Source organism: Mesorhizobium sp. M0040 (assembly GCF_040323505.1).
In the GTDB taxonomy this organism is placed as follows: domain Bacteria; phylum Pseudomonadota; class Alphaproteobacteria; order Rhizobiales; family Rhizobiaceae; genus Mesorhizobium.
The window spans coordinates 114,980-136,805 of record NZ_JAMYVA010000010.1; the positions used below are offsets into that span (position 1 = coordinate 114,980).

The 21,826-nt window shown below is 61.5% G+C and carries 20 protein-coding genes and 1 tRNA gene; 15 read left to right on the forward strand and 6 right to left on the reverse strand.

Annotation, left to right across the window (positions count from 1 at the left end):
- Window positions 1-147 precede the first annotated feature (147 nt).
- The 14 genes from NKJ91_RS11975 to glpK all read left to right on the forward strand — a co-directional run bounded on the left by NKJ91_RS11975 (window position 148) and on the right by glpK (window position 16,200).
- Window positions 148-1,560, forward strand: a complete 1,413-nt coding sequence (locus NKJ91_RS11975) for a circularly permuted type 2 ATP-grasp protein (RefSeq protein ID WP_352455717.1) — start codon at window positions 148-150, stop codon at window positions 1,558-1,560.
- A gap of 192 nt (window positions 1,561-1,752) precedes the next feature.
- The gene (locus NKJ91_RS11980; RefSeq protein WP_023674885.1) at window positions 1,753-2,694 is read left to right on the forward strand and encodes an alpha-E domain-containing protein; all 942 of its coding nucleotides are present in this window, start codon (window positions 1,753-1,755) and stop codon (window positions 2,692-2,694) included.
- 61 nt (window positions 2,695-2,755) lie between these two features.
- Entirely contained in the window at window positions 2,756-3,550 is a 795-nt protein-coding gene (locus NKJ91_RS11985; protein WP_352455718.1) for a transglutaminase family protein, read from the forward strand.
- Window positions 3,551-3,581: 31 nt separating this feature from the next.
- Window positions 3,582-4,313: a proteasome-type protease gene (locus tag NKJ91_RS11990; RefSeq protein WP_254817354.1), complete on the forward strand. Its 732-nt coding sequence runs from the start codon at window positions 3,582-3,584 to the stop codon at window positions 4,311-4,313.
- A gap of 61 nt (window positions 4,314-4,374) precedes the next feature.
- A complete protein-coding gene (locus NKJ91_RS11995; protein ID WP_352455719.1) occupies window positions 4,375-5,787 on the forward strand; it encodes a pyridoxal phosphate-dependent decarboxylase family protein in 1,413 nt (470 codons plus the stop codon).
- A 128-nt stretch (window positions 5,788-5,915) separates the two neighbouring features.
- Window positions 5,916-6,683, forward strand: coding sequence for a DeoR/GlpR family DNA-binding transcription regulator (locus NKJ91_RS12000; protein WP_023674889.1), 768 nt, complete (start codon window positions 5,916-5,918; stop codon window positions 6,681-6,683).
- Window positions 6,684-6,808: 125 nt separating this feature from the next.
- Window positions 6,809-8,335, forward strand: a complete 1,527-nt coding sequence (gene glpD / locus NKJ91_RS12005) for a glycerol-3-phosphate dehydrogenase (RefSeq protein ID WP_352455720.1) — start codon at window positions 6,809-6,811, stop codon at window positions 8,333-8,335.
- 39 nt (window positions 8,336-8,374) lie between these two features.
- On the forward strand, window positions 8,375-9,454 hold the full coding sequence (locus NKJ91_RS12010; protein ID WP_352455721.1) for an ABC transporter ATP-binding protein: 1,080 nt from the start codon (window positions 8,375-8,377) through the stop codon (window positions 9,452-9,454).
- Window positions 9,455-9,463: 9 nt separating this feature from the next.
- Window positions 9,464-10,531 (forward strand): ABC transporter ATP-binding protein, encoded by a 1,068-nt coding sequence (locus tag NKJ91_RS12015; RefSeq protein WP_352455722.1) that lies wholly within the window; start codon window positions 9,464-9,466, stop codon window positions 10,529-10,531.
- 1 nt (window position 10,532) lies between these two features.
- Window positions 10,533-11,399 (forward strand): carbohydrate ABC transporter permease, encoded by an 867-nt coding sequence (locus NKJ91_RS12020; RefSeq protein WP_023674893.1) that lies wholly within the window; start codon window positions 10,533-10,535, stop codon window positions 11,397-11,399.
- A gap of 1 nt (window position 11,400) precedes the next feature.
- Window positions 11,401-12,315: a carbohydrate ABC transporter permease gene (locus tag NKJ91_RS12025; protein ID WP_352455723.1), complete on the forward strand. Its 915-nt coding sequence runs from the start codon at window positions 11,401-11,403 to the stop codon at window positions 12,313-12,315.
- A 173-nt stretch (window positions 12,316-12,488) separates the two neighbouring features.
- Window positions 12,489-12,755, forward strand: a complete 267-nt coding sequence (locus NKJ91_RS12030; RefSeq protein WP_031193610.1) for a DUF2160 domain-containing protein — start codon at window positions 12,489-12,491, stop codon at window positions 12,753-12,755.
- A 78-nt stretch (window positions 12,756-12,833) separates the two neighbouring features.
- Window positions 12,834-14,561 carry an ABC transporter substrate-binding protein gene (locus tag NKJ91_RS12035; RefSeq protein WP_352455724.1) on the forward strand — a complete coding sequence of 576 codons (1,728 nt, stop codon included), beginning with the start codon at window positions 12,834-12,836 and terminating at the stop codon, window positions 14,559-14,561.
- 145 nt (window positions 14,562-14,706) lie between these two features.
- The gene (gene glpK / locus NKJ91_RS12040) at window positions 14,707-16,200 is read left to right on the forward strand and encodes a glycerol kinase GlpK (protein WP_352455725.1); all 1,494 of its coding nucleotides are present in this window, start codon (window positions 14,707-14,709) and stop codon (window positions 16,198-16,200) included.
- 86 nt (window positions 16,201-16,286) lie between these two features.
- Here the strand turns inward: glpK and NKJ91_RS12045 are convergent, their stop codons facing one another.
- Window positions 16,287-16,760: a BA14K family protein gene (locus tag NKJ91_RS12045; protein ID WP_023674898.1), complete on the reverse strand. Its 474-nt coding sequence runs from the start codon at window positions 16,758-16,760 to the stop codon at window positions 16,287-16,289.
- A 306-nt stretch (window positions 16,761-17,066) separates the two neighbouring features.
- On the opposite strand from NKJ91_RS12045, the gene NKJ91_RS12050 reads away from it, so the two are divergent.
- Window positions 17,067-17,142: transfer RNA gene (locus NKJ91_RS12050), tRNA-Lys, on the forward strand.
- Window positions 17,143-17,230: 88 nt separating this feature from the next.
- Here NKJ91_RS12050 and NKJ91_RS12055 read toward each other — a convergent pair.
- The 5 genes from NKJ91_RS12055 to NKJ91_RS12075 are packed head-to-tail and all read right to left on the reverse strand — an operon-like array spanning window position 17,231 to window position 21,688.
- On the reverse strand, window positions 17,231-17,626 hold the full coding sequence (locus NKJ91_RS12055) for a hypothetical protein (protein ID WP_352455726.1): 396 nt from the start codon (window positions 17,624-17,626) through the stop codon (window positions 17,231-17,233).
- A gap of 46 nt (window positions 17,627-17,672) precedes the next feature.
- Entirely contained in the window at window positions 17,673-18,797 is a 1,125-nt protein-coding gene (dprA, locus tag NKJ91_RS12060; protein WP_352455727.1) for a DNA-processing protein DprA, read from the reverse strand.
- Entirely contained in the window at window positions 18,794-19,381 is a 588-nt protein-coding gene (plsY, locus tag NKJ91_RS12065; protein WP_352455728.1) for a glycerol-3-phosphate 1-O-acyltransferase PlsY, read from the reverse strand. The genes dprA and plsY overlap by 4 nt, the downstream gene beginning before the upstream one ends.
- A gap of 58 nt (window positions 19,382-19,439) precedes the next feature.
- Window positions 19,440-20,726, reverse strand: a complete 1,287-nt coding sequence (locus NKJ91_RS12070; RefSeq protein WP_352455729.1) for a dihydroorotase — start codon at window positions 20,724-20,726, stop codon at window positions 19,440-19,442.
- The gene (locus NKJ91_RS12075; RefSeq protein WP_023674903.1) at window positions 20,726-21,688 is read right to left on the reverse strand and encodes an aspartate carbamoyltransferase catalytic subunit; all 963 of its coding nucleotides are present in this window, start codon (window positions 21,686-21,688) and stop codon (window positions 20,726-20,728) included. The genes NKJ91_RS12070 and NKJ91_RS12075 overlap by 1 nt, the downstream gene beginning before the upstream one ends.
- Window positions 21,689-21,826: the final 138 nt, after the last annotated feature.

Consider the following 21,826-nt stretch of genomic DNA (forward strand, 5'->3'; position numbering starts at 1 on the left):
CCAGGCAAAGCCTGATCAAGGCCCTATTGGTGCTGCCTTAATTTTAGGCAAGTGCGATATACTGATCGCCGGCGCCCAACAAATCACCGATTGCGCTTGATTTTCTCCAGCGAGGCCAGTGAAATGGCGCCACAGGGGAGTATGCGATTGGCAGCGTTCGATGAAATGCTTCCGGAAGTTTCCGGGCTGAGAAAACCGTATTCGGCTTACGATCGCTGGCTGAAGGAACAGGACCCGGCCAGACTTAGCGAGAAGATGCAGGACGCCGAACGCGTCTTTCGCAAGACAGGCATCACTTTCGCCGTCTACGGCGAGCAGGAAGCATCGGAGCGGCTGATACCCTTCGACATCGTTCCGCGCATCATTTCGGGCAATGAATGGCGACGGCTGACGCAAGGCATCGAGCAGCGCGTCCAGGCGCTGAACGCCTTTCTCGACGACATCTACCATCGCCAGGAGATCTTGCGCGCCGGCCGGGTGCCGAAGGAGTTGATCGCCAAGAACGAGGCGTTCCTGCCCGAGATGATCGGGGTGCGGCCGCCGGCCGGCGTCTATACCCACATTATCGGCGTCGACATCGTACGCATTAGCGAGAACGAGTTCTACGTGCTGGAGGACAACGCGCGCACGCCGTCCGGCGTCTCCTACATGCTGGAGAATCGCGAGACGATGATGCAGCTCTTCCCCGAGTTGTTCCAGCAGATCAAGGTGCGGCCGGTTGAGAATTACCCGCAGCTCTTGCGCCAGTCGCTGGCGGCAGTGCGGCCGCAAAGCACCAAGGGCGCGCCGACCATTGCCGTGCTGACGCCGGGCAGCTTCAACTCAGCCTATTTCGAACATGCTTTCCTTGCCGACCAGATGGGCGTGCAGCTTGTCGAGGGGCAGGATCTGCGCGTCGTCGATGGCCATGTCGCGATGCGCACCACCGAGGGCTACAAGCAGATCGACGTGCTTTACCGGCGTGTCGACGACTCGTTCCTCGATCCGCTGACCTTCCGCCCCGACTCGGCACTTGGCGTGCCGGGCATTATGGACGTCTACCGCGCCGGCAACATCACGATCGCCAATGCGCCGGGAACCGGCATCGCCGACGACAAGGCGATCTATTCGTACATGCCCGAGATCGTCGAATTCTACACCGGCCGCAAGGCGATGCTCGGCAACATCCCGACCTGGCGCTGCTCGGAGCCGGACAGCCTGAAATACGTGCTCGAACACATCGACGAATTGGTGATCAAGGAAGTCCACGGCTCCGGCGGTTACGGCATGCTGGTCGGTCCGGCGGCGACCAAGAAGGAATGCGAGGAGTTTTCCAAAAAGCTCGCGGCAAAACCGTCGAACTACATCGCCCAGCCGACGCTGGCGCTGTCGACCTGTCCGATCCTGACGGACAAGGGGCTGGCGCCGCGCCATGTCGATCTGCGCCCCTATGTGCTGGTTTCCGACCGTATCCAGATCGTGCCCGGCGGGCTGACCCGAGTAGCGCTCAAGGAAGGCTCGCTGGTCGTCAATTCCTCGCAAGGCGGGGGCACGAAGGATACGTGGGTGTTGGATGATTAGAGTGGAAGTAGCGAGTAGTGAATAGTGAATAGTGAATAGTGAATAGTGAATAGTGAATAGTGAATAGGTAAGGATATGGGTCGTTGATGTTGGTGAAATGCCCTGAAGTGAAGCGCGCGGGATCGTGCCCTGGAATCTGGATAGTCACCATTCACCATTCACCTTTCACTATTCACCACAGGACCGCCTGACATGCTTCTCGGCCGCACCGCCAACGGGCTCTACTGGATGAACCGCTACATCGAGCGGGCGGAAAACATGGCGCGATTGGTGGATGCCGGCCTGCGCATGGCGCTGACTCGTACCCAGAACGCTTCGGAGGAGTGGAATTCGGTGCTGCTCAGCGCCGGTTCAGACGCCAGCTTCACGCAGAAATATTCCGACTACACCGCCGCCAATGTCGCCGACTATCTGCTGCGCGACACATCGAACCCGTCGAGCACGATGTCGTCTATCGAAACGGCCCGTAACAATGCCCGCATGGTGCGCACGGCATTGACGCGTGAAACCTGGGAAAGCATCAACGAAGCCTGGATGTCGCTGAAGCGGATGCTGGCCAAGCCGATCGACGAGCGCGACCTGCCCAACGCGCTCGACGCAATCAAGCGCGAGACGGCGCTGATCCGCGGCTCGTTCTACGGCACGATGCTGCGCAACGAGATTTTCGATTTCTCGCAGCTCGGCACGTATGTCGAACGCGCCGACAACACCGCGCGCATCCTGGATGTGAAATACTACGTGCTGTTGCCGTCGATCTCCTGGGTCGGCTCGACGCTCGACAACTACCAGTGGGAATCGATCCTGCGCTCGGTGTCGGCGCACCGTTCCTATCGCTGGGTCTATGATGCCGACTACAAGCCGAGCAACATCGCCGATTATCTGATCCTCAACGTCCGCATGCCGCGCTCGCTGACCTTTTGCTACCGCTTCCTGACGGAGCATCTCAAATTCCTGGGTGACGACTATGGGGAGCGCCACGCCTGTCATGCAACGGCTGCCAAGACCCAGGCCATGCTGACGGCCGGGTCGATCAAGGATATTTTCGACGCCGGCCTGCACGAATTTCTGGCCAATTTCATCCGCGACAACACCAGGCTCGGCGACGAGATCGCGCAGGATTACAGGTTCTATTGAGCATGACCCCAAAAAGCGGAGATCGGTTTTCGGAAAAGCTCATGCTCCAGGGACGAGAGCGATGCGGCTGAAGATCACCCACCGAACCGAATACCGCTACGATGCGCCGGTGCACTATCTGTTGCAGCGTTTGCGGCTGCTCCCGGTGAACGGGCGCACCCAGACGGTACTGTCCTGGGCGCTGAAGATCGAAGGCGCACGCGAAGAAGTGCGCTTCACCGATCATTTCGGCAACGATACCCGGCTGTTGAGCGTCGAGGGCGAGCGCGACTTCATCACCGTCGAAGCAGCCGGCGAAGTGGTGACGCGCGACACCGCTGGCGTCTGCGGACCGCACCAGGGTTTCGCGCCGCTCTGGCTGTTCGGCCAGGAAACGCCGCTGACGACGATCGGCAGCGGCATTCGCGAGCTTGCTGCCTCGGTCGGCAAGGGTACCGACATCGAAAGGCTGCACCGGTTGATGGCGGTGATCGGCGAGCGCGTCGCTTATACGCCGGACACCACCAACGTGACGACGCCGGCCGAAGAGGCCCTGGCGCTCAAGACCGGCGTTTGCCAGGATCACAGCCACATCTTCGTTGCCGCGGCGCGTGCCATGGATTTTCCGGCCCGCTATATCAGCGGCTACCTGATGATGGATGCGGCCATCGAGCAGGCGGCAAGCCACGCCTGGGCCGAGGCGCATGTCTCGGGCCTCGGCTGGGTCGCCTTCGATGTCGCCAACGGCATTTCTCCGGACGAGCGTTATGTGAAGGTGGCGACCGGCCGCGATTATCGCGACGCCACGCCGGTATCTGGAATTCGGCTGGGACAGGCGGAAGAACAGCTTGCGGTCACCGTCACCGTGGAGCAGTAATCCCCGGCAAGATTGTTGCCAAAGAGATTCGATGACCTATTGCGTCGGCCTGAAGATCGATCGCGGGCTCGTGTTCATGTCGGACACGCGCACCAACGCCGGCATGGATTCGATCTCGACCTTCAGGAAGATGCATGTCTGGGAAGAGCCGGGCGAGCGCGTCATCGTTTTGATGTCGGCCGGCAATCTGGCGACGACGCAGGCCGTGGTCAGCCTGCTCGACGAACGCACCAAGGCAGTGGCGGAGCGCCGTGCCACACTGCTCGAAACGCCCTCCATGTACCAGACAGTCCGGTTGGTCGGAGACACCGTCAAGGAGGTCATCGCCAGTTCATCGCCGGCGGGCGAAAAGGCGGATTCCTACTTCAACGCCTCCTTCATCCTCGGCGGTCAGATCAAGGGCAGCGCGCCGCGCCTGTTCATGATCTATCCGGAAGGCAATTTCATCGAATCGACCGACGACACGCCGTTCTTCCAGATCGGTGAGACCAAATACGGCAAGCCTATCATTATCCGCGCTTATGAAAGGACGATGAGTTTCGCCGAGACGGTGAAGTTGCTGCTGGTGTCGTTCGACTCGACGCTGAAGTCGAACCTGTCGGTCGGCCTGCCGCTCGACCTGCTGTTCTATGAAAAGGACACGTTCAAGGTCGGCCTCAAAAAGCGAATAACCCAGGACGATCAATATTATCGTACGATCTCGGATAGCTGGTCGAATGCGCTGAAGACCGCCTTTGCCAGTCTGCCTGATTTTCCCGAATGAAAACCTTCGTTTTTCGTGCTCTTTGATCGCGGCTCGATGAGGCGCCACGGAGGCGAAGAAGATGAATAGCAACGAATTCCGCGAGTGGTCGCTGCGAGCGGCTGAATGGGGCGTCGACTACAGAAACAGCCTTCGCGAGAGACCGGTGCGGCCGCTTGTCGAGCCGGGCGAAATCTTCAAAAGCGTCGATGCCGCGCCGCCGGAAGACGGTGAAACGATGCAGGCAATCTTCGCCGATTTCGAACAAAAGATCCTGCCTGGCATGACGCACTGGCAGCATCCGCGTTTCTTCGCCTATTTCCCGGCCAATGCGGCACCGGTCTCCGTCGTGGCCGAGTATCTGGTTTCCGCGATGGCCGCGCAATGCATGCTCTGGCAGACCTCGCCGGCGGCAACCGAGCTCGAGACGCGTGTCGTCGACTGGATGCGGCAGGCGCTTGGTTTGCCGGAGGGATTCTCCGGCGTCATGCAGGATTCGGCTTCGTCGGCGACGCTTGCCGCCGTGCTGACCATGCGCGAGCGCGCGCTCGACTGGCAAGGCAACAAGAACGGCTTGCAGGGGCAGCCGGTCGTGCGGATCTATTCTTCCGACCAAGTCCATACTTCTATCGACCGGGCGATCTGGGTGTCGGGCATCGGCGAGGCGAACCTCGTGCGCATTCCGGTCGCCGGACGCTTCCGCGCCATGCAGACGGCGGCTCTGGAAGCCGCGATCGTTACCGACCGCGAAAACGGCATGCTGCCGGCGGGCATCATCGCCAGCGTCGGCGGCACAAGTACCGGCGGCACCGACAATGTGGCGGCTGTTGCCGAGGTGGCGAAGCGGCACGGGCTCTACCTGCATGTCGATGCCGCATGGGCCGGCTCCGCCATGATCTGCCCCGAGTTCCGGCATTTCTGGACCGGCGCCGAAAATGCCGATTCCATCGTCTTCAACCCGCATAAATGGTTGGGGGCACAGTTCGATTGCTCGATGCAGTTCATCCGCCAGCCGGAAGACCTGGTCCGCACGCTGGCGATCAAGCCCGAATTCCTCAAGACGCATGGCCGCGACGGGGTCATCAACTACTCCGAATGGTCGGTGCCGCTCGGCCGAAGATTCCGCGCGCTGAAACTTTGGTTCCTGCTGCGTGCGCATGGCTTGGAAAATCTGCGGACCATGATCCGCAACCATGTCGCCTGGAGCGAGAGCCTCGCCGCGCGGCTGGCTCGGGAACCGGATTTCGAGATCGTCACGGAACCGATGCTGTCGCTATTCTCATTCCGCCATCTCGCGGCTGCGGCCATCGACTCTGACGAGCGCAATTTGCGGTTGGTCAGCGCGATCAACGATGACGGCCGCATTTACCTGACGCAGACCCGGGTGGACGGGCAGGTGGCGATCCGCTTTCAGGTCGGGCAGTTCGAAACGACTGCGGCGGACGTCGATACTGCTTTCGAGGTCATCACTGAGATCGCGCGGGGGCTGAGTTGATACCCTCGTCGAGATTGCGCCGGAGCTTTTCTCTCTGCAGTCGCCCGATTTTCATTAGCCGGCCCATAGCTGTTCATGGCTTTCGTTTTCAGCTATAGACGAGAAAAACGAAAATGAGAGGTTGCTAGATGTATCTGTCGCCGCGTCATTCCGAAATCATCCAGATGGCCAAGGACCATGGCCGCGTACTGGTCGAGGAGCTGGCGACGCATTTCAACGTGACGCCGCAGACGATCCGCAAGGATCTCAACGATCTCTGCGACCAGCGGCTTTTGTCCCGCATCCATGGCGGGGCATTGTTCCCCTCCGGCATCGAGAACATGGAATATGAGGCTCGGCGCAAGATCGCCGCCGAGGAGAAGGAGGCGATCGGCCGCGCAGCAGCCCGGCTGATCCCCGACAACGCGTCTCTGTTCATCAATATCGGGACAACGACGGAAGCTGTCAGCAAGTCGCTGCTCGATCACAGCGGCCTGATGGTCATCACCAATAACATCAATGTTGCCAACAGGATGCGCATATATCCTTCGATCGAGGTGGTGATCGCCGGCGGTGTCGTGCGCGGTTCCGACGGCGGTGTGGTCGGCGAGGCCGCGGTCGATTTCATCAGGCAGTTCAAGGTCGATTTTGCGGTGATCGGCGCCTCGGCCATCGACCATGACGGCGCACTGCTCGACTTCGATTTTCGCGAGGTGAAGGTGGCTCAGGCGATCATCGCCAACGCCCGACATGTGATCCTGGTGTCGGACCAGACCAAATTCGAGCGCACCGCGCCCGTCCGCATCGGCCATCTGTCGCAGGTCAACACCTTTATCACCGATCGTTGCGACATCCCGTCGGTGCGTAAGATCTGCCAGGAGGCAGAAGTTCAGCTGATCGAAACGTCGCTCTCCTAGAGATGCCGTAGCGGCATCTTCCGCCTATCATATTTCGTTTGACATTCGTTATCATTTCGAAATAATTCCTCTACGGTTTCGCAAGAACCCAAAAATGCTGCAATGCGAAATCGAGGGAGGATTCTTTGAGCGCATCACCGATTCATGACATTTTCGTCATCGGTGGCGGCATCAATGGCTGCGGCATCGCCCGCGATGCCGTTGGACGTGGCTTTTCGGTTTTTCTTGCCGAGATGAACGATCTGGCCAGCGGGACCTCTTCCGGCTCGACCAAACTGATCCACGGCGGCTTGCGCTATCTCGAATTCTACGAATTCCGTCTGGTGCGCGAAGCGCTGATGGAACGCGAGGTCCTGTGGAGGAACGCGCCGCATATCATCTGGCCGATGCGCTTCGTGCTGCCATACGCCAAGGGACTGCGTCCGGCCTGGCTCATCCGGCTCGGGCTTTTCCTCTACGACCATATTGGCGGGCGCAAATTGCTGCCGCCGACGAAAACGCTGGACATGGCCAAGGATCCGGCCGGCAAGCCGCTGAAACCGCTGTTTCGAAAGGCGTTCGAATATTCGGACAGTTGGGTCAACGATGCCCGGCTGGTTGTGTTGAACGCCCGCGACGCTGCCGAGCGCGGCGCAACCATTCGAACCCGAACAAAGGTCGTCAGCGCACGCCGCGAAGGCAATCTCTGGACGGTCAGGCTTGAAAATGTGCGGACCGGCCATACCGAGGAGGTCAAGGCGCGGCTGCTGGTCAATGCCGCCGGCCCGTGGGTCGATCAGGTGCTGTCGGCCACCGTCGGCTTGAACGACGTGCACAATGTCCGCCTCGTACAAGGCAGCCATATCGTCGTGGGCAAGAAATTCGACGACCGACGCGCCTATTTCTTTCAGAACAAGGACGGGCGCATCATTTTCGCCATTCCTTACGAGGACGAATTCACGCTCATCGGCACCACCGACCGTGACTATCCCGGCGATCCGCACAACGTCAGGATCAATGACGCCGAGATCGACTATCTCTGCGCTGCGGCAAGCGAATATTTCGCGCAGCCGGTCAAGCCGTCGGATATCGTCTGGACCTATTCCGCGGTGCGACCGCTCTACGACGATGGCGCCTCAAAGGCGCAGGAAGCCACCCGAGACTATGTGCTGAAGGCCGATGGAGGCGAGGGTGCCGCCCCGATCGTCAACGCCTTTGGCGGCAAGATCACGACCTACCGCCGATTGTCGGAATCGATGCTCGAGAAGATCGAGGGTTTTCTCGGCAAGCGCGGCAAACCATGGACGGCAAACGCGCCGCTGCCCGGCGGTGACTTTCCCGTCACCGGCTTCGATGCCGAGGTGGCGAAACTGAAAACGGCGTACCCGTTCCTCGACGCCCGGCTGGCCCGCCGGTTGACCCGGCTCTACGGCACCCGCGCAAGGAAGCTGCTGGGCCTCGCCAAGTCGAACGTCGATCTTGGCCGCAACTTCGGCGCCGATCTCTACGAAGCCGAGGTGCGCTACCTCGTCGAAAACGAATGGGCGATGACTGCCGAGGATGTATTGTGGCGCCGGACCAAGCGCGGCCTGCGTCTCAGCCGTGAGCAGGCGGCAGTGCTCGACGAGTTCATGCGCGGAATAAGCCGGCAGCACGTAGCGGCTGCCGAATAGGAACGGCCGACTGATGCAGAAAGCCTGGGAGGAGGCATCATGCTTGAACTGAGAAACGTGACGAAGACGGTGGGTGCGGCGGAACATATCCGCGACGTCTCGCTGACGCTTCAGCACGGCTCGCTCAACGTCCTGCTCGGGCCGACGCTCTCCGGCAAGACCAGCCTGATGCGGCTGATGGCGGGCCTCGACGTGCCGACCTCGGGCTCGGTCTGGTTCGATGGCAAGGATGTCACCGGCATGCCGGTGCAAAGGCGCAACGTCGCCATGGTCTACCAGCAATTCATCAATTATCCGGCGATGACGGTCTACGAAAACATCGCCTCACCGCTGCGGGTGGCCGGCACGGATCAGGCAACGATCGACAGGGAGGTGCGCAATGCCGCCGCCCTTCTCAAACTAACGACCTATCTCGACCGGACGCCTCTCAGTCTGTCGGGCGGCCAGCAGCAGCGCACCGCGCTGGCCCGCGCCATCGTCAAGAATGCCAGCCTCGTGCTGCTCGACGAGCCGCTCGCCAATCTCGACTACAAGCTGCGTGAAGAATTACGCGCGGAACTGCCGAAAGTCTTCGCGGCCGCCGGTACAATCTTTGTTTATGCCACGACCGAGCCGCACGAGGCCTTGCTGCTCGGCGGCAACACGGCAACGCTTTCCGAGGGCAGCATCACCCAGTTCGGGCCGACCATCGAAGTGTTCCGCAAACCGGTCGATCTGGTGACGGCGAGAACCTTCGCCGATCCGCCGCTCAACACCATCGTGCTTGCCAAGAAGGGCCTGGATTTCCTGCTCGAGGGCGGCGTGAAATTGCCGGTGCCGGCGGAACTCTTCGGCATTGCCGATGCGATCTATACGATCGGCTTCCAGCCGCATCATCTGTCCCTCGAACGGCCCAACGCCGCCGCAGTGCCGGTGCGCGCAAAGGTGACGATCACTGAGATCACCGGATCGGAAAGCTTCATCCATCTCGATTTTGCCGATGCGCGCTGGGTCATGCTGACCCACGGCATTCGCGACTTCGAGCCGGACGAGGAGGTCGAGGTGTTCATCGACCCGCGCCACATCATGGTCTTCGACGAGCACGGCCGCGCCGTGGCCGCGCCGAAGCTGGCGGCTTAGGAGGAAGCGATGGCGCGCATCGATGTCAATCATATCCGCCACTCCTATCTGCAGAACCCGCGCACGGATGCCGATTTCGCGCTGAAGGAAGTGCACCACACGTTCGAGGATGGCGGCGCTTATGCGCTGCTCGGCCCATCCGGCTGCGGCAAGACCACGCTGCTCAACATCATTTCGGGATTGCTGCATCCCTCGCATGGCCAGCTGCTGTTCAACGGCAGGGACGTGACCAATCTGTCGACCCAAGAGCGCAACATTGCCCAGGTCTTCCAGTTCCCGGTGATCTACGACACGATGACCGTCTACGACAATCTGGCGTTCCCGCTGCGCAATCGCGGCGTGCCGGAGGCCGACGTCGACCGCAAGGTGCGCGAGACGCTGGAGATGACCGGGCTGGCCGATATGGCCAAACGAAAGGCGCGCGGACTGACCGCCGACCAGAAGCAGAAAATCTCGCTCGGACGCGGGCTGGTGCGCTCCGACGTCAATGCCATCCTGTTCGACGAGCCTTTGACCGTCATCGACCCGCATATGAAATGGGTGCTGCGCTCGCAGTTGAAGCAGCTTCACCGCCGCTTCGGCTACACCATGGTCTATGTCACGCACGACCAGACCGAGGCCTTGACCTTCGCCGACAGGGTGGTCGTCATGTATGACGGCGAAATCGTGCAGATCGGCACACCGGCGGAGCTGTTCGAGCGCCCGCGCCACACCTTTGTCGGCTATTTCATCGGCTCGCCCGGCATGAATGTCATGCCGGTGGCGATCGACGGCAAGACAGCGAAGCTGGGCTCGCAGCAGATCGAACTGCCGGGCGTGCCCAAGGCGGGCGGCGGCGCCATCGAGCTCGGCATCCGTCCCGAATATGTGCGCCTGGGCAGCCAGGGCATGGCCGTCCGGGTCAGCAAGGTCGAGGACGTCGGCCGCCACAAGGTGGTCCGTGCCAATCTCGAAGGACGCGAGATCGCCGCCGTCATCGGCGAGGACGAGACAGTTCCGGCTGATCCGAAGGTGCGGTTCGACCCGGCCGGCATCAACATCTATGCCGATTCCTGGCGCGTCGAGATGGGAGCCTGAAGTGGAAAAGACCTGGAACAACAGAGCCTGGTTCCTGGTGCTGCCGGTGCTGCTGCTGGTGGCGTTCTCGGCGGTCATACCGCTGATGACGGTCGTCAATTATTCGGTGCAGGACACTTTCGGCAATAACGTCTTCTTCTGGGCCGGCACGGAATGGTTCGAGGAACTGCTTTCCTCCAGCCGCTTCTGGCAGGCGATGATCCGCAACCTTGTCTTCTCCTTCATCATCCTGGCGATCGAAGTGCCGCTCGGCATCTTCATTGCGCTCAATATGCCGAAGAAGGGTTGGGGCGTGCCTGTTTGCCTTGTTTTGATGGCGTTGCCGCTGCTGATCCCGTGGAACGTCGTCGGCACCATCTGGCAGGTGTTCGGGCGCAACGACATTGGCCTGCTCGGCTATTACGTCAACGCGCTCGGCATCGACTATAATTATGTGCAAGACCCATATGACGCCTGGGTCACGGTCATCATCATGGACGTCTGGCATTGGACCAGCCTCGTCGTTCTGCTCTGCTATGCCGGCCTGGTCTCGATCCCGGATGCCTTTTATCAGGCGGCCAAGATCGACGGTGCCTCGCGCTGGGCGGTGTTCCGTTACATCCAGCTGCCGAAGATGAACCGCGTGCTGCTGATCGCCGTGCTGCTGCGCTTTATGGATAGCTTCATGATCTACACCGAACCGTTCGTGGTGACCGGCGGCGGACCCGGCAACTCGACGACCTTTCTTTCGATCGATCTCGTCAAGACGGCGCTCGGCCAGTTCGACCTCGGCCCGGCGGCGGCGATGTCGCTGGTCTACTTCCTTATCGTCCTGTTGTTGTCATGGGTGTTCTACACCGTGATGACCAATTACGACGCGGAGCGCTGAGATGAGCCGCGCTGACGAAAGAGCCGACAGAGTGAGCGAGACGACAGCTTCGGAAGGGCTTGCCAGCCCGCTACGGCAGGACGAGATCGCACGGCTGATGCGCCGTCGCGGCGAGGAGTCGCGCTGGTGGTGGATCGTGCCGACGCTCTACATCATCGTTCTGCTTTTGCCGATCTACTGGCTCATCAATATGAGCTTCAAGACCAATGGCGAGATCGTCTCGTCGCTGACGCTCTACCCGCACGCACCGACATTGGCGAATTACCGCACCATCTTCACCGACGCGTCCTGGTACTCTGGCTACATCAACTCGATCACCTATGTGGTTATGAACATGGTGATTTCGGTGGCTGCGGCACTGCCTGCTGCCTATGCCTTTTCGCGCTATCGCTTCCTCGGCGACAAGCATCTGTTCTTCTGGCTGCTGACCAACCGCATGGCGCCGCCGGCGGTGTTCGCGCTGCCATTCTTCCAGCTTTATTCGGCCTTCGGCCTTATCGACACCCACATCGCCGTGGCTCTGGCGCATTGCCTGTTCAACGTGCCGCTGGCGGTGTGGATCCTCGAAGGCTTCATGTCGGGCGTACCCAAGGAGATCGACGAGACCGCCTATATCGACGGCTATTCGTTCCCGCGCTTCTTCATCAAGATCTTCATGCCGCTGATTGCGAGCGGCATCGGCGTGGCGTGCTTCTTCTGCTTCATGTTCTCGTGGGTGGAGCTCTTGATCGCCCGTACGCTGACGACAACCGATGCCAAGCCGATCGCCGCGACCATGACCCGCACCGTTTCGGCCGCCGGCATGGATTGGGGGCTGCTCGCCGCAGCCGGCGTGCTGACGCTGATTCCCGGCGCGCTCGTCATCTGGTTTGTGCGCAACTACATCGCCAAGGGCTTTGCCCTGGGGAGGGTATGATGGAGCAGGTCGACAGAAGCCCATGGTGGTGGGCCGTGCTGCTTCTCGCCCTGGTCGTCGTGGCCTGGGTGGCACTTCAAATCGATTTCGTGGCAATAACGGTAGGCTTCAGCGATCCGGCTAATATCCGCCTGTGGGGATTTAACCTCTCGTCCAACCTCGATTTTTCGTGGATGGCCTGGACGTGGCCGACCGCGGCCTTCTTTGGAACCATCTTTCTGCTGCTTTGCGGCATGGCGGTGTGGGAATACGTCTCGCCGGGCGGCAATCCGCGCGTCGGCGTGCTGCGGTTCGAAACGACGCGTGGCGACCGCCTGTTCCTGTCGCTGCTTGGCAGCGCCTTTATCCATCTCGCTTGGCTGGGTCTAGTCGGACCCAATCTGTGGTGGGCTCTCGCTCTCTCCGTGGTCTACGCTGTCGGCGTGTTCCGCTACGTATAGAGGGGGAAACTGTTGGAACGGCGGCGTGCCGGCCGCCGATCCAGATCGCACTTTGAACTTTAACAGTGGAGGAAATACATGCGACGGCAATTCTTGACATCAACAACTGCGCTTGTCCTGTTGCTCGGGGCAAGCAATGCCTATGCCGGAATGGACGAGGCCAAGACCTTCCTCGATAAGGAAATCGGGCCCCTTTCGACGCTTTCGCGCGCCGACCAGGAAGCCGAGATGCAATGGTTCATCGATGCCGCGAAACCTTTCGCCGGCATGGATATCAAGGTGGTTTCCGAAACCATCGCCACGCATCAGTATGAATCGCAGGTCCTGGCGCCGGCCTTTACGGCCATCACCGGCATCAAGGTTACGCATGACGTCATCCAGGAAGGCGACGTCGTCGAGAAGATCCAGACCCAGATGCAGACCGGCCAGAACCTCTATGACGGCTGGGTCAACGATTCCGATCTGATCGGCACGCACTGGCGTTACCAGCAAGTGCGCAACCTGACCGACTGGATGGCGGGCGACGGCAAGGATGTCACCAACCCGAACCTCGACCTGAAGGACTTCATCGGCACCTCGTTCACCACCGCGCCCGACAAGAAACTCTACCAACTTCCCGACCAGCAGTTCGCCAACCTCTACTGGTTCCGTTACGACTGGTTCAACGACGAGAAGAACAAGGCGGACTTCAAGGCCAAATACGGCTACGACCTCGGCGTGCCGGTCAATTGGTCGGCCTATGAGGACATCGCCGAGTTCTTCACCGGGCGTGAGATCGATGGCAAGAAGGTCTACGGCCATATGGATTATGGCAAGAAGGACCCGTCGCTCGGCTGGCGGTTCACCGACGCCTGGCTGTCGATGGCCGGCAATGGCGACAAGGGCATTCCGAACGGTCTGCCCGTCGACGAATGGGGCATCAAGGTCGACGAGAATTCGCGTCCGGTCGGTTCCTGCACGGCGCGCGGCGGCGACACCAATGGTCCGGCTTCCGTCTATGCCATCCAGAAGTACCTCGATTGGCTGAAGGCCTATGCACCGGCGGAAGCCCAAGGCATGACCTTCTCCGAATCGGGGCCAGTTCCGGCGCAGGGCGCGGTTGCCCAGCAGATCTTCTGGTATACTGCCTTCACCGCTAGCATGGTCGACGCCAGCGCCAAGGCGGTGCTGAACGACGACGGCACGCCGAAGTGGCGCATGGCGCCGTCGCCGCATGGCGTCTACTGGAAGGACGGCATGAAGCTTGGCTATCAGGACGTCGGTTCCTGGACGCTGATGAAGTCGACGCCGACCGACCGCGCCAAGGCCGCCTGGCTCTACGCGCAGTTCGTCACCTCGAAGACGGTCGACGTGAAGAAGAGCCATGTCGGTCTGACCTTCATCCGCGAGAGCACGATCCACGACAAGAGCTTCACCGAACGTGCGCCAAAGCTCGGCGGCTTGATCGAGTTCTACCGCTCGCCGGCGCGTGTCCAGTGGTCGCCGACCGGCACCAACGTGCCGGATTATCCGAAGCTGGCGCAGCTCTGGTGGCAGGCGATCGGCGATGCCTCGTCGGGTGCCAAGAGCGCGCAGGAAGCGATGGACTCGCTCTGCGCCGAGCAGGAAAAGGTGATGAGCCGCATCGAGAAGTCGGGCGTCCAGGGCGATATTGGCCCGAAGATGGCCGAAGAGCATGACCTCGCCTACTGGAATGCGGACGCGGTCAAGAAGGGCAATCTCGCTCCTCAGCTCAAGATCGAGAACGAGAAGGAAAAGCCGGTCACCATCAACTACGACGAGCTGGTGAAGAGCTGGCAGCAATAGGACCGTTTGATGCGGGCGTCCGCGCCCGCATCGCCATGCTCAGGGGAGGCGGCATGTTGCCGTCTCCCCTGTTTGCGTGAACGGCTCCGAGCCATCTGGCGTCGAGACATCGCAGCACCTTGAATTCGCTTCGACGGGAGAGAGAATGACCGGATATATCCTTGCAATCGACCAGGGGACGACATCGAGCCGGGCGATCCTGTTTGACGACAAGATGATGGTCGTCGGCAGCGGGCAAAAGGAATTCACCCAATATTATCCGGCCTCCGGCTGGGTCGAGCACGATCCCGAGGAGATATGGGCAAGCGTCGTGGAAACGGTGAAGGCCGCGCTGAAGACAGCCGGCCGCAACGCAGCGGAAGTCGCCGCGATCGGCATCACCAACCAGCGCGAAACGATCGTCATCTGGGACAAAGAGACCGGCAAGCCGATCCACAACGCGATTGTCTGGCAGGATCGTCGCACCGCGCCGCTATGCCAGAAACTGAAGAAGCTGGGGCTGGAGAAGAAATTCACGAAAAAGACCGGCCTGCTGCTCGATCCCTATTTCTCCGGCACCAAAATCGCCTGGATGCTGGACAAGGTGAAGGGCGCCAGAAAACGCGCCGAGAAGGGCGAACTGCTGGCCGGCACCATCGACAGTTTCCTGATTTGGCGCCTGACCGGCGGCAAGATCCACGCCACTGACGCCACTAATGCCTCGCGCACGCTGGTCTACAACATCGAACAAAACGCCTGGGATGACGAACTGCTGGCCATTTTCGGCATACCTGCAAGAATGCTGCCGCAGGTGAAAGATTGTGCCGATGATTTTGGAATCACCGACAAAAGCCTGTTTGGTGCACAGATCAGAATCCTCGGTGTGGCCGGCGACCAGCATGCGGCGGCGATCGGCCAAGCCTGTTTCGAGCCAGGCATGATGAAATCCACCTACGGCACCGGTTGCTTCGCGCTGCTCAACACCGGCAGCGATCTGGTTCGTTCGAAGAACCGGCTTTTGACCACCATCGCCTACAGGCTGAACGGCAAGACCACCTACGCTCTGGAAGGCTCGATCTTTATCGCGGGCGCCGCCGTGCAATGGCTGCGCGACGGCATCAAGGTAATCGGCAAGGCCGAGCATAGCGGCAAATTGGCAGCGGAAGCCGATCCGACGCAGAACGTCTATTTGGTGCCTGCTTTCGTCGGGCTCGGCGCGCCCCATTGGGATGCCGAAGCGCGCGGCGCCATCTTCGGGCTGACCCGCAATTCGGGGCCGGCGGAATTTGCCCGCGCGGCACTGGAATCCGTTGCGTTCCAAACACGCGACCTGCTTGACGCCATGCGCAAGGACTGGAAGGCCGCCTCGGCCAAGACCGTGCTCAGGGTCGATGGCGGCATGGTGGCGTCGGACTGGACCATGCAGCGGCTGGCCGACATTCTCGATGCGCCGGTCGACCGGCCGACAATTCTCGAAACAACAGCACTCGGTGCGGCTTGGCTGGCCGGCTCGAAGGCGGGTGTCTGGCCGAAGGCCGCGGAATTCGCCAGGAGTTGGGCGCTCGAGCGCCGGTTCAAGCCGGACATGGATGCTTCGACACGTGCCGCCAAGCTGGCAGGTTGGCGCCACGCTGTGCGCAGGACGCTAAGTACGCAATAGGCAGGGATGCCCCGATGCCCCGGGATTCGCACTAATGAAAAACCCGCGCCGTTTCGGGCGCGGGCTTGCAGCCTCTAATCTGGGACTCAGTAAGGCGACCGGCACTGCCGGCGCGGACCGTAGTTGGGCTGGTAAGTGTTGTCAGAAGCGCGATAGCTCCGATAACGGTCATAGCACCACTGCACGTGGGCATCGCCACGATAGACACGATTCTGGTTGACGATCGCGCCGGTAATCAGCGCTCCGGTAGCAAACGCAGCCAGCGGGAACCAGAAGTCGCCGTGACGGCGATAGCCGCGACGATATTCGCGATAGCCGCGATGGCCACGCCAGTACATTCCGTCGTCACGCGAAAAATTGCGACGGAAATCGCGACGCGAGAAATCGCGATTGAAATTCCGGTGCCTCCGCCACGGCTCGTACTGGACGGTCTGGACATTCGAGGTGAGCCCCTGGGCCGGGGGCGCATAGCTGGGCTGAGCGTTGACTGGCACGATCTCCGCGGCAGCGAATGAGATCGAAAGAGTGGTCGCCAGTAGGCCCGACATGATCCTATTCATGGTCTTCTCCTTGAAACGCATGTCCCTTATCGCGGGAAACGGGCAGGCTGCGCAAATTGTTCCGCCAAAAATCCCAAGTTGCTGATCCGCAAAGGTTCTTCCGATTTGCTGCTTGCTTTCGTCGGCATAGCGCGAGCTTCGGTCTTGCGCGAGAACGAGGCCGTTCCGTCGACGCCGAAGCGCTCCGCAAGGCATGATGACACTGCAGGACAGTCCGGTTTGCGAGCCGTCTTTTTCCGGTTGACCGGCAGAGGCACTCTCCCTATGTTCCGCGCAATTTCGAGGGCGGCCTTTCTGAGCCCGCGGGAGCGCGTAGCTCAGCCGGTAGAGCAACTGACTTTTAATCAGTAGGTCATGGGTTCGAATCCCATCGCGCTCACCAAAATCAAGATTGTCCAACCCGGAGACATAGGTAACAGATTGTACCTAAGACATGGGTGACAACCTCGTGCCGAACGCATGCAGTGGCTTTAGCCGCCCGCTCCATCGTCCATCATCGTGCCGGTGAGCGCCTCATAGGCTCTGCTGCACAGCTGTGAATGCGGACAATCCTTCACGATAAGCACTGGCGCCACGGTGAGAACTGCTGCGGCAAGGATTTGCAGGCAAGGACCGACGGCGCTTACCTTTCTGCCGAACACGCCGGCCAGGAAAAAGTAGAGACCCTGGGCCATGCAGGCTGCGGTCAGAATGCCCCGAAGCGTGCTGGTCGCTCTTGCGAAGGGCGTTATGTAGCCATCAGGAAAACCCAGCATGCCGAGATCGGCGGACCATTGCAGCGCCAGCATGACGCTCAGCGCTGACCAGATGAGGGCCGTCGTGCGAGTGAACAGCGTCTGCTTTGGTTTGTTGCTCGGATCGGCCATCGGGATCACGTCGGAATTGCGTGCCGGGACATGCGCAAGCTCTCGGTCAAATCAGCGAGACATTACCGCCGGCATGGCGCTCGAGCCGTCCGGCTAGGTCGAGCTCCAGCAGCACCATGAACACTTGAGCGGGATGCAGGCCGGTGTGGCGGATGATCTCGTCGACTGCCACTGGCGTCGGGCCGAGCGCCTCGACGACGCGGTCGCGGTCGTCCTCGCGCGGCGGCGGCGTTGCCGAAAAGTCGGGCGGCTCCTCAAGCGGCGATGTCCTTGGCGACCAGGCGCCGACCAGCGGGGCGATCGCACTGGTGATATCGGCGGCCTCGGTGACAAGGGTGGCGCCGTCCTTGAGCAGGCCATTGGCGCCGGCGGCGCGCGGATCGAGCGGCGAACCGGGAACGGCAAAGACCAGTCGGCCCATCTCGCCGGCAAGCCGGGCGCTGATCAGAGAGCCGGAGCGCTGTGCGGCCTCGACCACTACCAACCCTAATGCAGCACCCGCGACAAGCCGGTTGCGGCGCGGGAAATCCTGCGCGCGCGGCTGCCAGCCAAACGGCATTTCGGAGATGACGGCGCCGCCGCGCTCGGCAATCTCGTCGCACAGGCCGGCATTTTCGGGCGGATAGGGCAAATCGAGGCCGCCGGCGAGCACACCGATTGTGCCAGTCGCAAGGCTGCCCTGGTGCGCGGCCGTATCGATGCCGCGCGCCAGGCCGGAGACGATGCCATAGCCGTCGCGGCCGAGATCCGCCGCCAGCATCCGCGCCATCTTGATGCCGGCCAGCGATGCGTTGCGAGCGCCGACGATGGCGACCGCTGGCAAGCGGAACACCGCGCTATTGCCCCTGACCGCGAGCAGCGGCGGCGGATGATCCATGCTTTTCATCAGCGGCGGATAATCCGCTTCGCCGATGCCGACGAAGCGGGCGCCAGCCCGCCGGGCGGTCTCCAGCTCCGCCTCGGTCTCGGCAATGGACGGGATGCGGACGATTTTTTTGGCGCCACCCGAAATCATCAGCTCGGGCAGCATCGATAGCGCTGCTTCGGCCGAACCGAACCGGTTGATCAGGTCGCGAAAGGAAGCCGGGCCGACATTCGGCGTGCGGATCAGACGAAGCCAGCTCAGCCGCTGCCGGTCGCTGAGGCGCGGCCCGGCGTCGGGCTCGCTCACTCCTTGGCCCCGATCTTACCCTCGGTGCCGGCAAGCAGCCGCGCAATGTTGGCGCGGTGCTTTACGATGACGATTAGGCTCATCGCCGCGAAAAGCCCGGCAATCTGCGGCGTGCTCAGGAAATACAGCGCCATGGGCACCACGACTGCTGCCGTCAGTGCCGCAAGCGAGGAGAAGCGGAACAGGAAGGCCACCGCCAGCCAGACGACGGCGAAGATCAGCGCCGCCTGCCAGGCAAGGCCGATCAGCACGCCAAGGTAAGTGGCGACACCCTTGCCTCCCTTGAAGCCGAGCCAGACCGGAAAGAGATGACCTAAAAACGCGCCGAAGCCGGCCCAAAGTCCGAGCTCGGGCGCAAAGCGGCCTGCGATCAGCACCGCCGCGGTGCCTTTAAGGGCGTCGAGCAGAAGCGTGGCCGCGGCCAAGCTCTTGTTGCCGGTGCGCAGCACATTGGTGGCGCCGATGTTGCCGGAGCCGATGTTGCGCACGTCGCCGAGGCCGGCGGCACGGGTGATCAGCAGGCCAAACGGGATCGAGCCGAGAAGATAGCCGAACACCAATGCCAAGACGGGACTGTAAGCCATTGTTCCCCCGAACTTTCCTTGGCTGAGCGGATTTTAAGCCGTGACGCCTGTTTTCGTCCTAGGCCGAAAACACTGTGCGGCCCGCCACCATCGTTTGCAAGACCTTGCCTTGCAGTCGTGCGCCTTCGAAACAGGTGTTTTTCGAGCGTGAGCGGATGCCGCTCTCGCTGACGACCCATGGCTCGTCCAGATCGACGAGCGAAAGGTCGGCCAATGCCCCCGGTTTCAGCGTGCCGCCGGGCAGGCCGAACAATCTTGCCGGCGCGGTCGACAGTGTCTCAACCAGCCGGAGCAGCGTCACGTCGCCATTGTGATAGAGCCGCAGCGCTGCGCCTAGCAGCGTTTCCAGGCCGATGGCGCCGGCCGCGGCATCGGCAAAGGGAAGGCGCTTGGTGTCAACGTCCTGCGGGTCGTGCGAGGAGACGATGAGATCGATGGTGCCGTCCTTGATCGCTTCGATCATCGCCAGCCGGTCTTCCTCCGCACGCAGCGGCGGCGTCAGCCGGAAGAAGGTGCGGTACTCGCCGACATCATTCTCGTTGAGCGACAGATTGTGGATCGACACGCCTGATGTGACATTGGCGCCATCGGCTTTCGCGCGCGCTACCGCGTTTGCCGCCATAGCCGTCGAAATCTTGGCAGCGTGATAGGCGCCGCCGGTCAGGCGAGCCAACGCGAGATCGCGCTCCAGGGGGATCGATTCGGCTTCGCGCGGAATGCCGGCAAGGCCAAGCCAGCTTGCGTAAAGGCCTTCGTTCATCACGCCGGCCGAAGCGAGGTCGGCGTCTTGGGTTTCATGCGCGATGACGCCACCGAAATCGCGCGCATAGGTCAGCGCGCGGCGCATCACCAGCGCGCTGGCAATCGAATGCCGGCCATCGGTGAAGGCGACCGCGCCGGCCTCGCGCAGCAGGCCGAATTCGGTCATTTCGCGGCCTTCCAGCCCCTTGGTGATCGCTGCTGCCGGCAAGATGTTGACGATTGCGGTGTCCTTGGCGGTGCGCAGCACGAACTCGACCAGTGCGACATTGTCGATCACCGGGTCGGTATCGGGCATCATGACGATTGAGGTGACGCCGCCGGCCGCCGCAGCGATGCTCGCCGAAGCAATGGTCTCCCGGTGTTCGCCGCCGGGTTCGCCGATGAAGACGCGCGCGTCGATCAATCCAGGGATGATAGTCTTGCCGGCGCAGTCGATGATGGTGGCGCCTTCGGGCGCGCCCTGATTCAAAGCCGCCTTGCCGGCGGCAACGATTTTGCGGCCTTCGACGATGACGGTGCCGACCTCATCGATGCCGCGCGACGGGTCGACGATGTGGGCCCGGCTGAAGACCGTTATGCTCATCAGGCGCGGCCCTCGTGGTTTCGACGGGGGTCGAGCAGCGCTTCCATAACCGCCATGCGCACGGCGACGCCCATCTCAACCTGTTCCTGGATAACGCTTTGCGGGCCGTCGGCGATCTCGGAGGCGATCTCGACGCCGCGGTTCATCGGGCCGGGATGCATGACCAGCGCACCGTCCTTGGCCGCCTTCAGCTTCTCCGCGTCGAGGCCGAAATAGCGGAAATATTCGCGTACCGACGGTACGAAAGCGCCTTCCATGCGTTCGCGCTGCAGGCGCAGCATCATCACCACGTCGGCGTCCTTCAGACCCTCGGCCATGGAACGGGTGACGATGACGCCCATCTTCTCGATGCCGGCGGGCAAAAGCGTCGAAGGGGCGACGACCCTGACCTGGGCACCAAGCGCGTTGAGCAGGATGATGTTGGAGCGGGCCACGCGCGAATGCAGGATGTCGCCGCAGATCGCCACGATCAGCTTCGGCAACGGACCCTTGACGCGGCGGATGGTCAGTGCGTCGAGCAGCGCCTGGGTAGGGTGCTCATGGGCGCCGTCGCCGGCATTGACCACCGAACAGCCGACTTTTTGAGCGAGAAGTGCTGCCGCGCCGGCCGATTGATGGCGGATGATCAATATGTCGGGACGCATGGCATTCAGCGTCATCGCCGTATCGATCAGCGTCTCGCCCTTTTTCACCGACGAACTCGCTACGGACATGTTCATGACGTCGGCGCCGAGCCGTTTGCCGGCCAGCTCGAATGACGATTGCGTACGGGTCGAGGCTTCGTAGAAGAGATTGATCTGGGTGCGGCCGCGCAGCGTCGATGTCTTCTTGTCCGACTGCCGCGAGATGGCAACGGCCCTGTCCGCCCGGTCGAGCAGAAGCTCGATGTCGGCAGGGGAAAGATCGCGGATGCCCAGAAGATGGCGGTGGGGATAAAGCGGCAGGGACGATGCGTCGGTCATCTCAAGTCGCTGCTATAGGGGGGAGGCTCCGCGGCTGCAAGCACCGGCTTGGGATTGGATTGGTTCTCCCCGGTATTTTCGTCGCGCGCCGCTGGCCATAGGCTATAAACCGCCTTGGCTTTGGATTCGCAGCCTTCA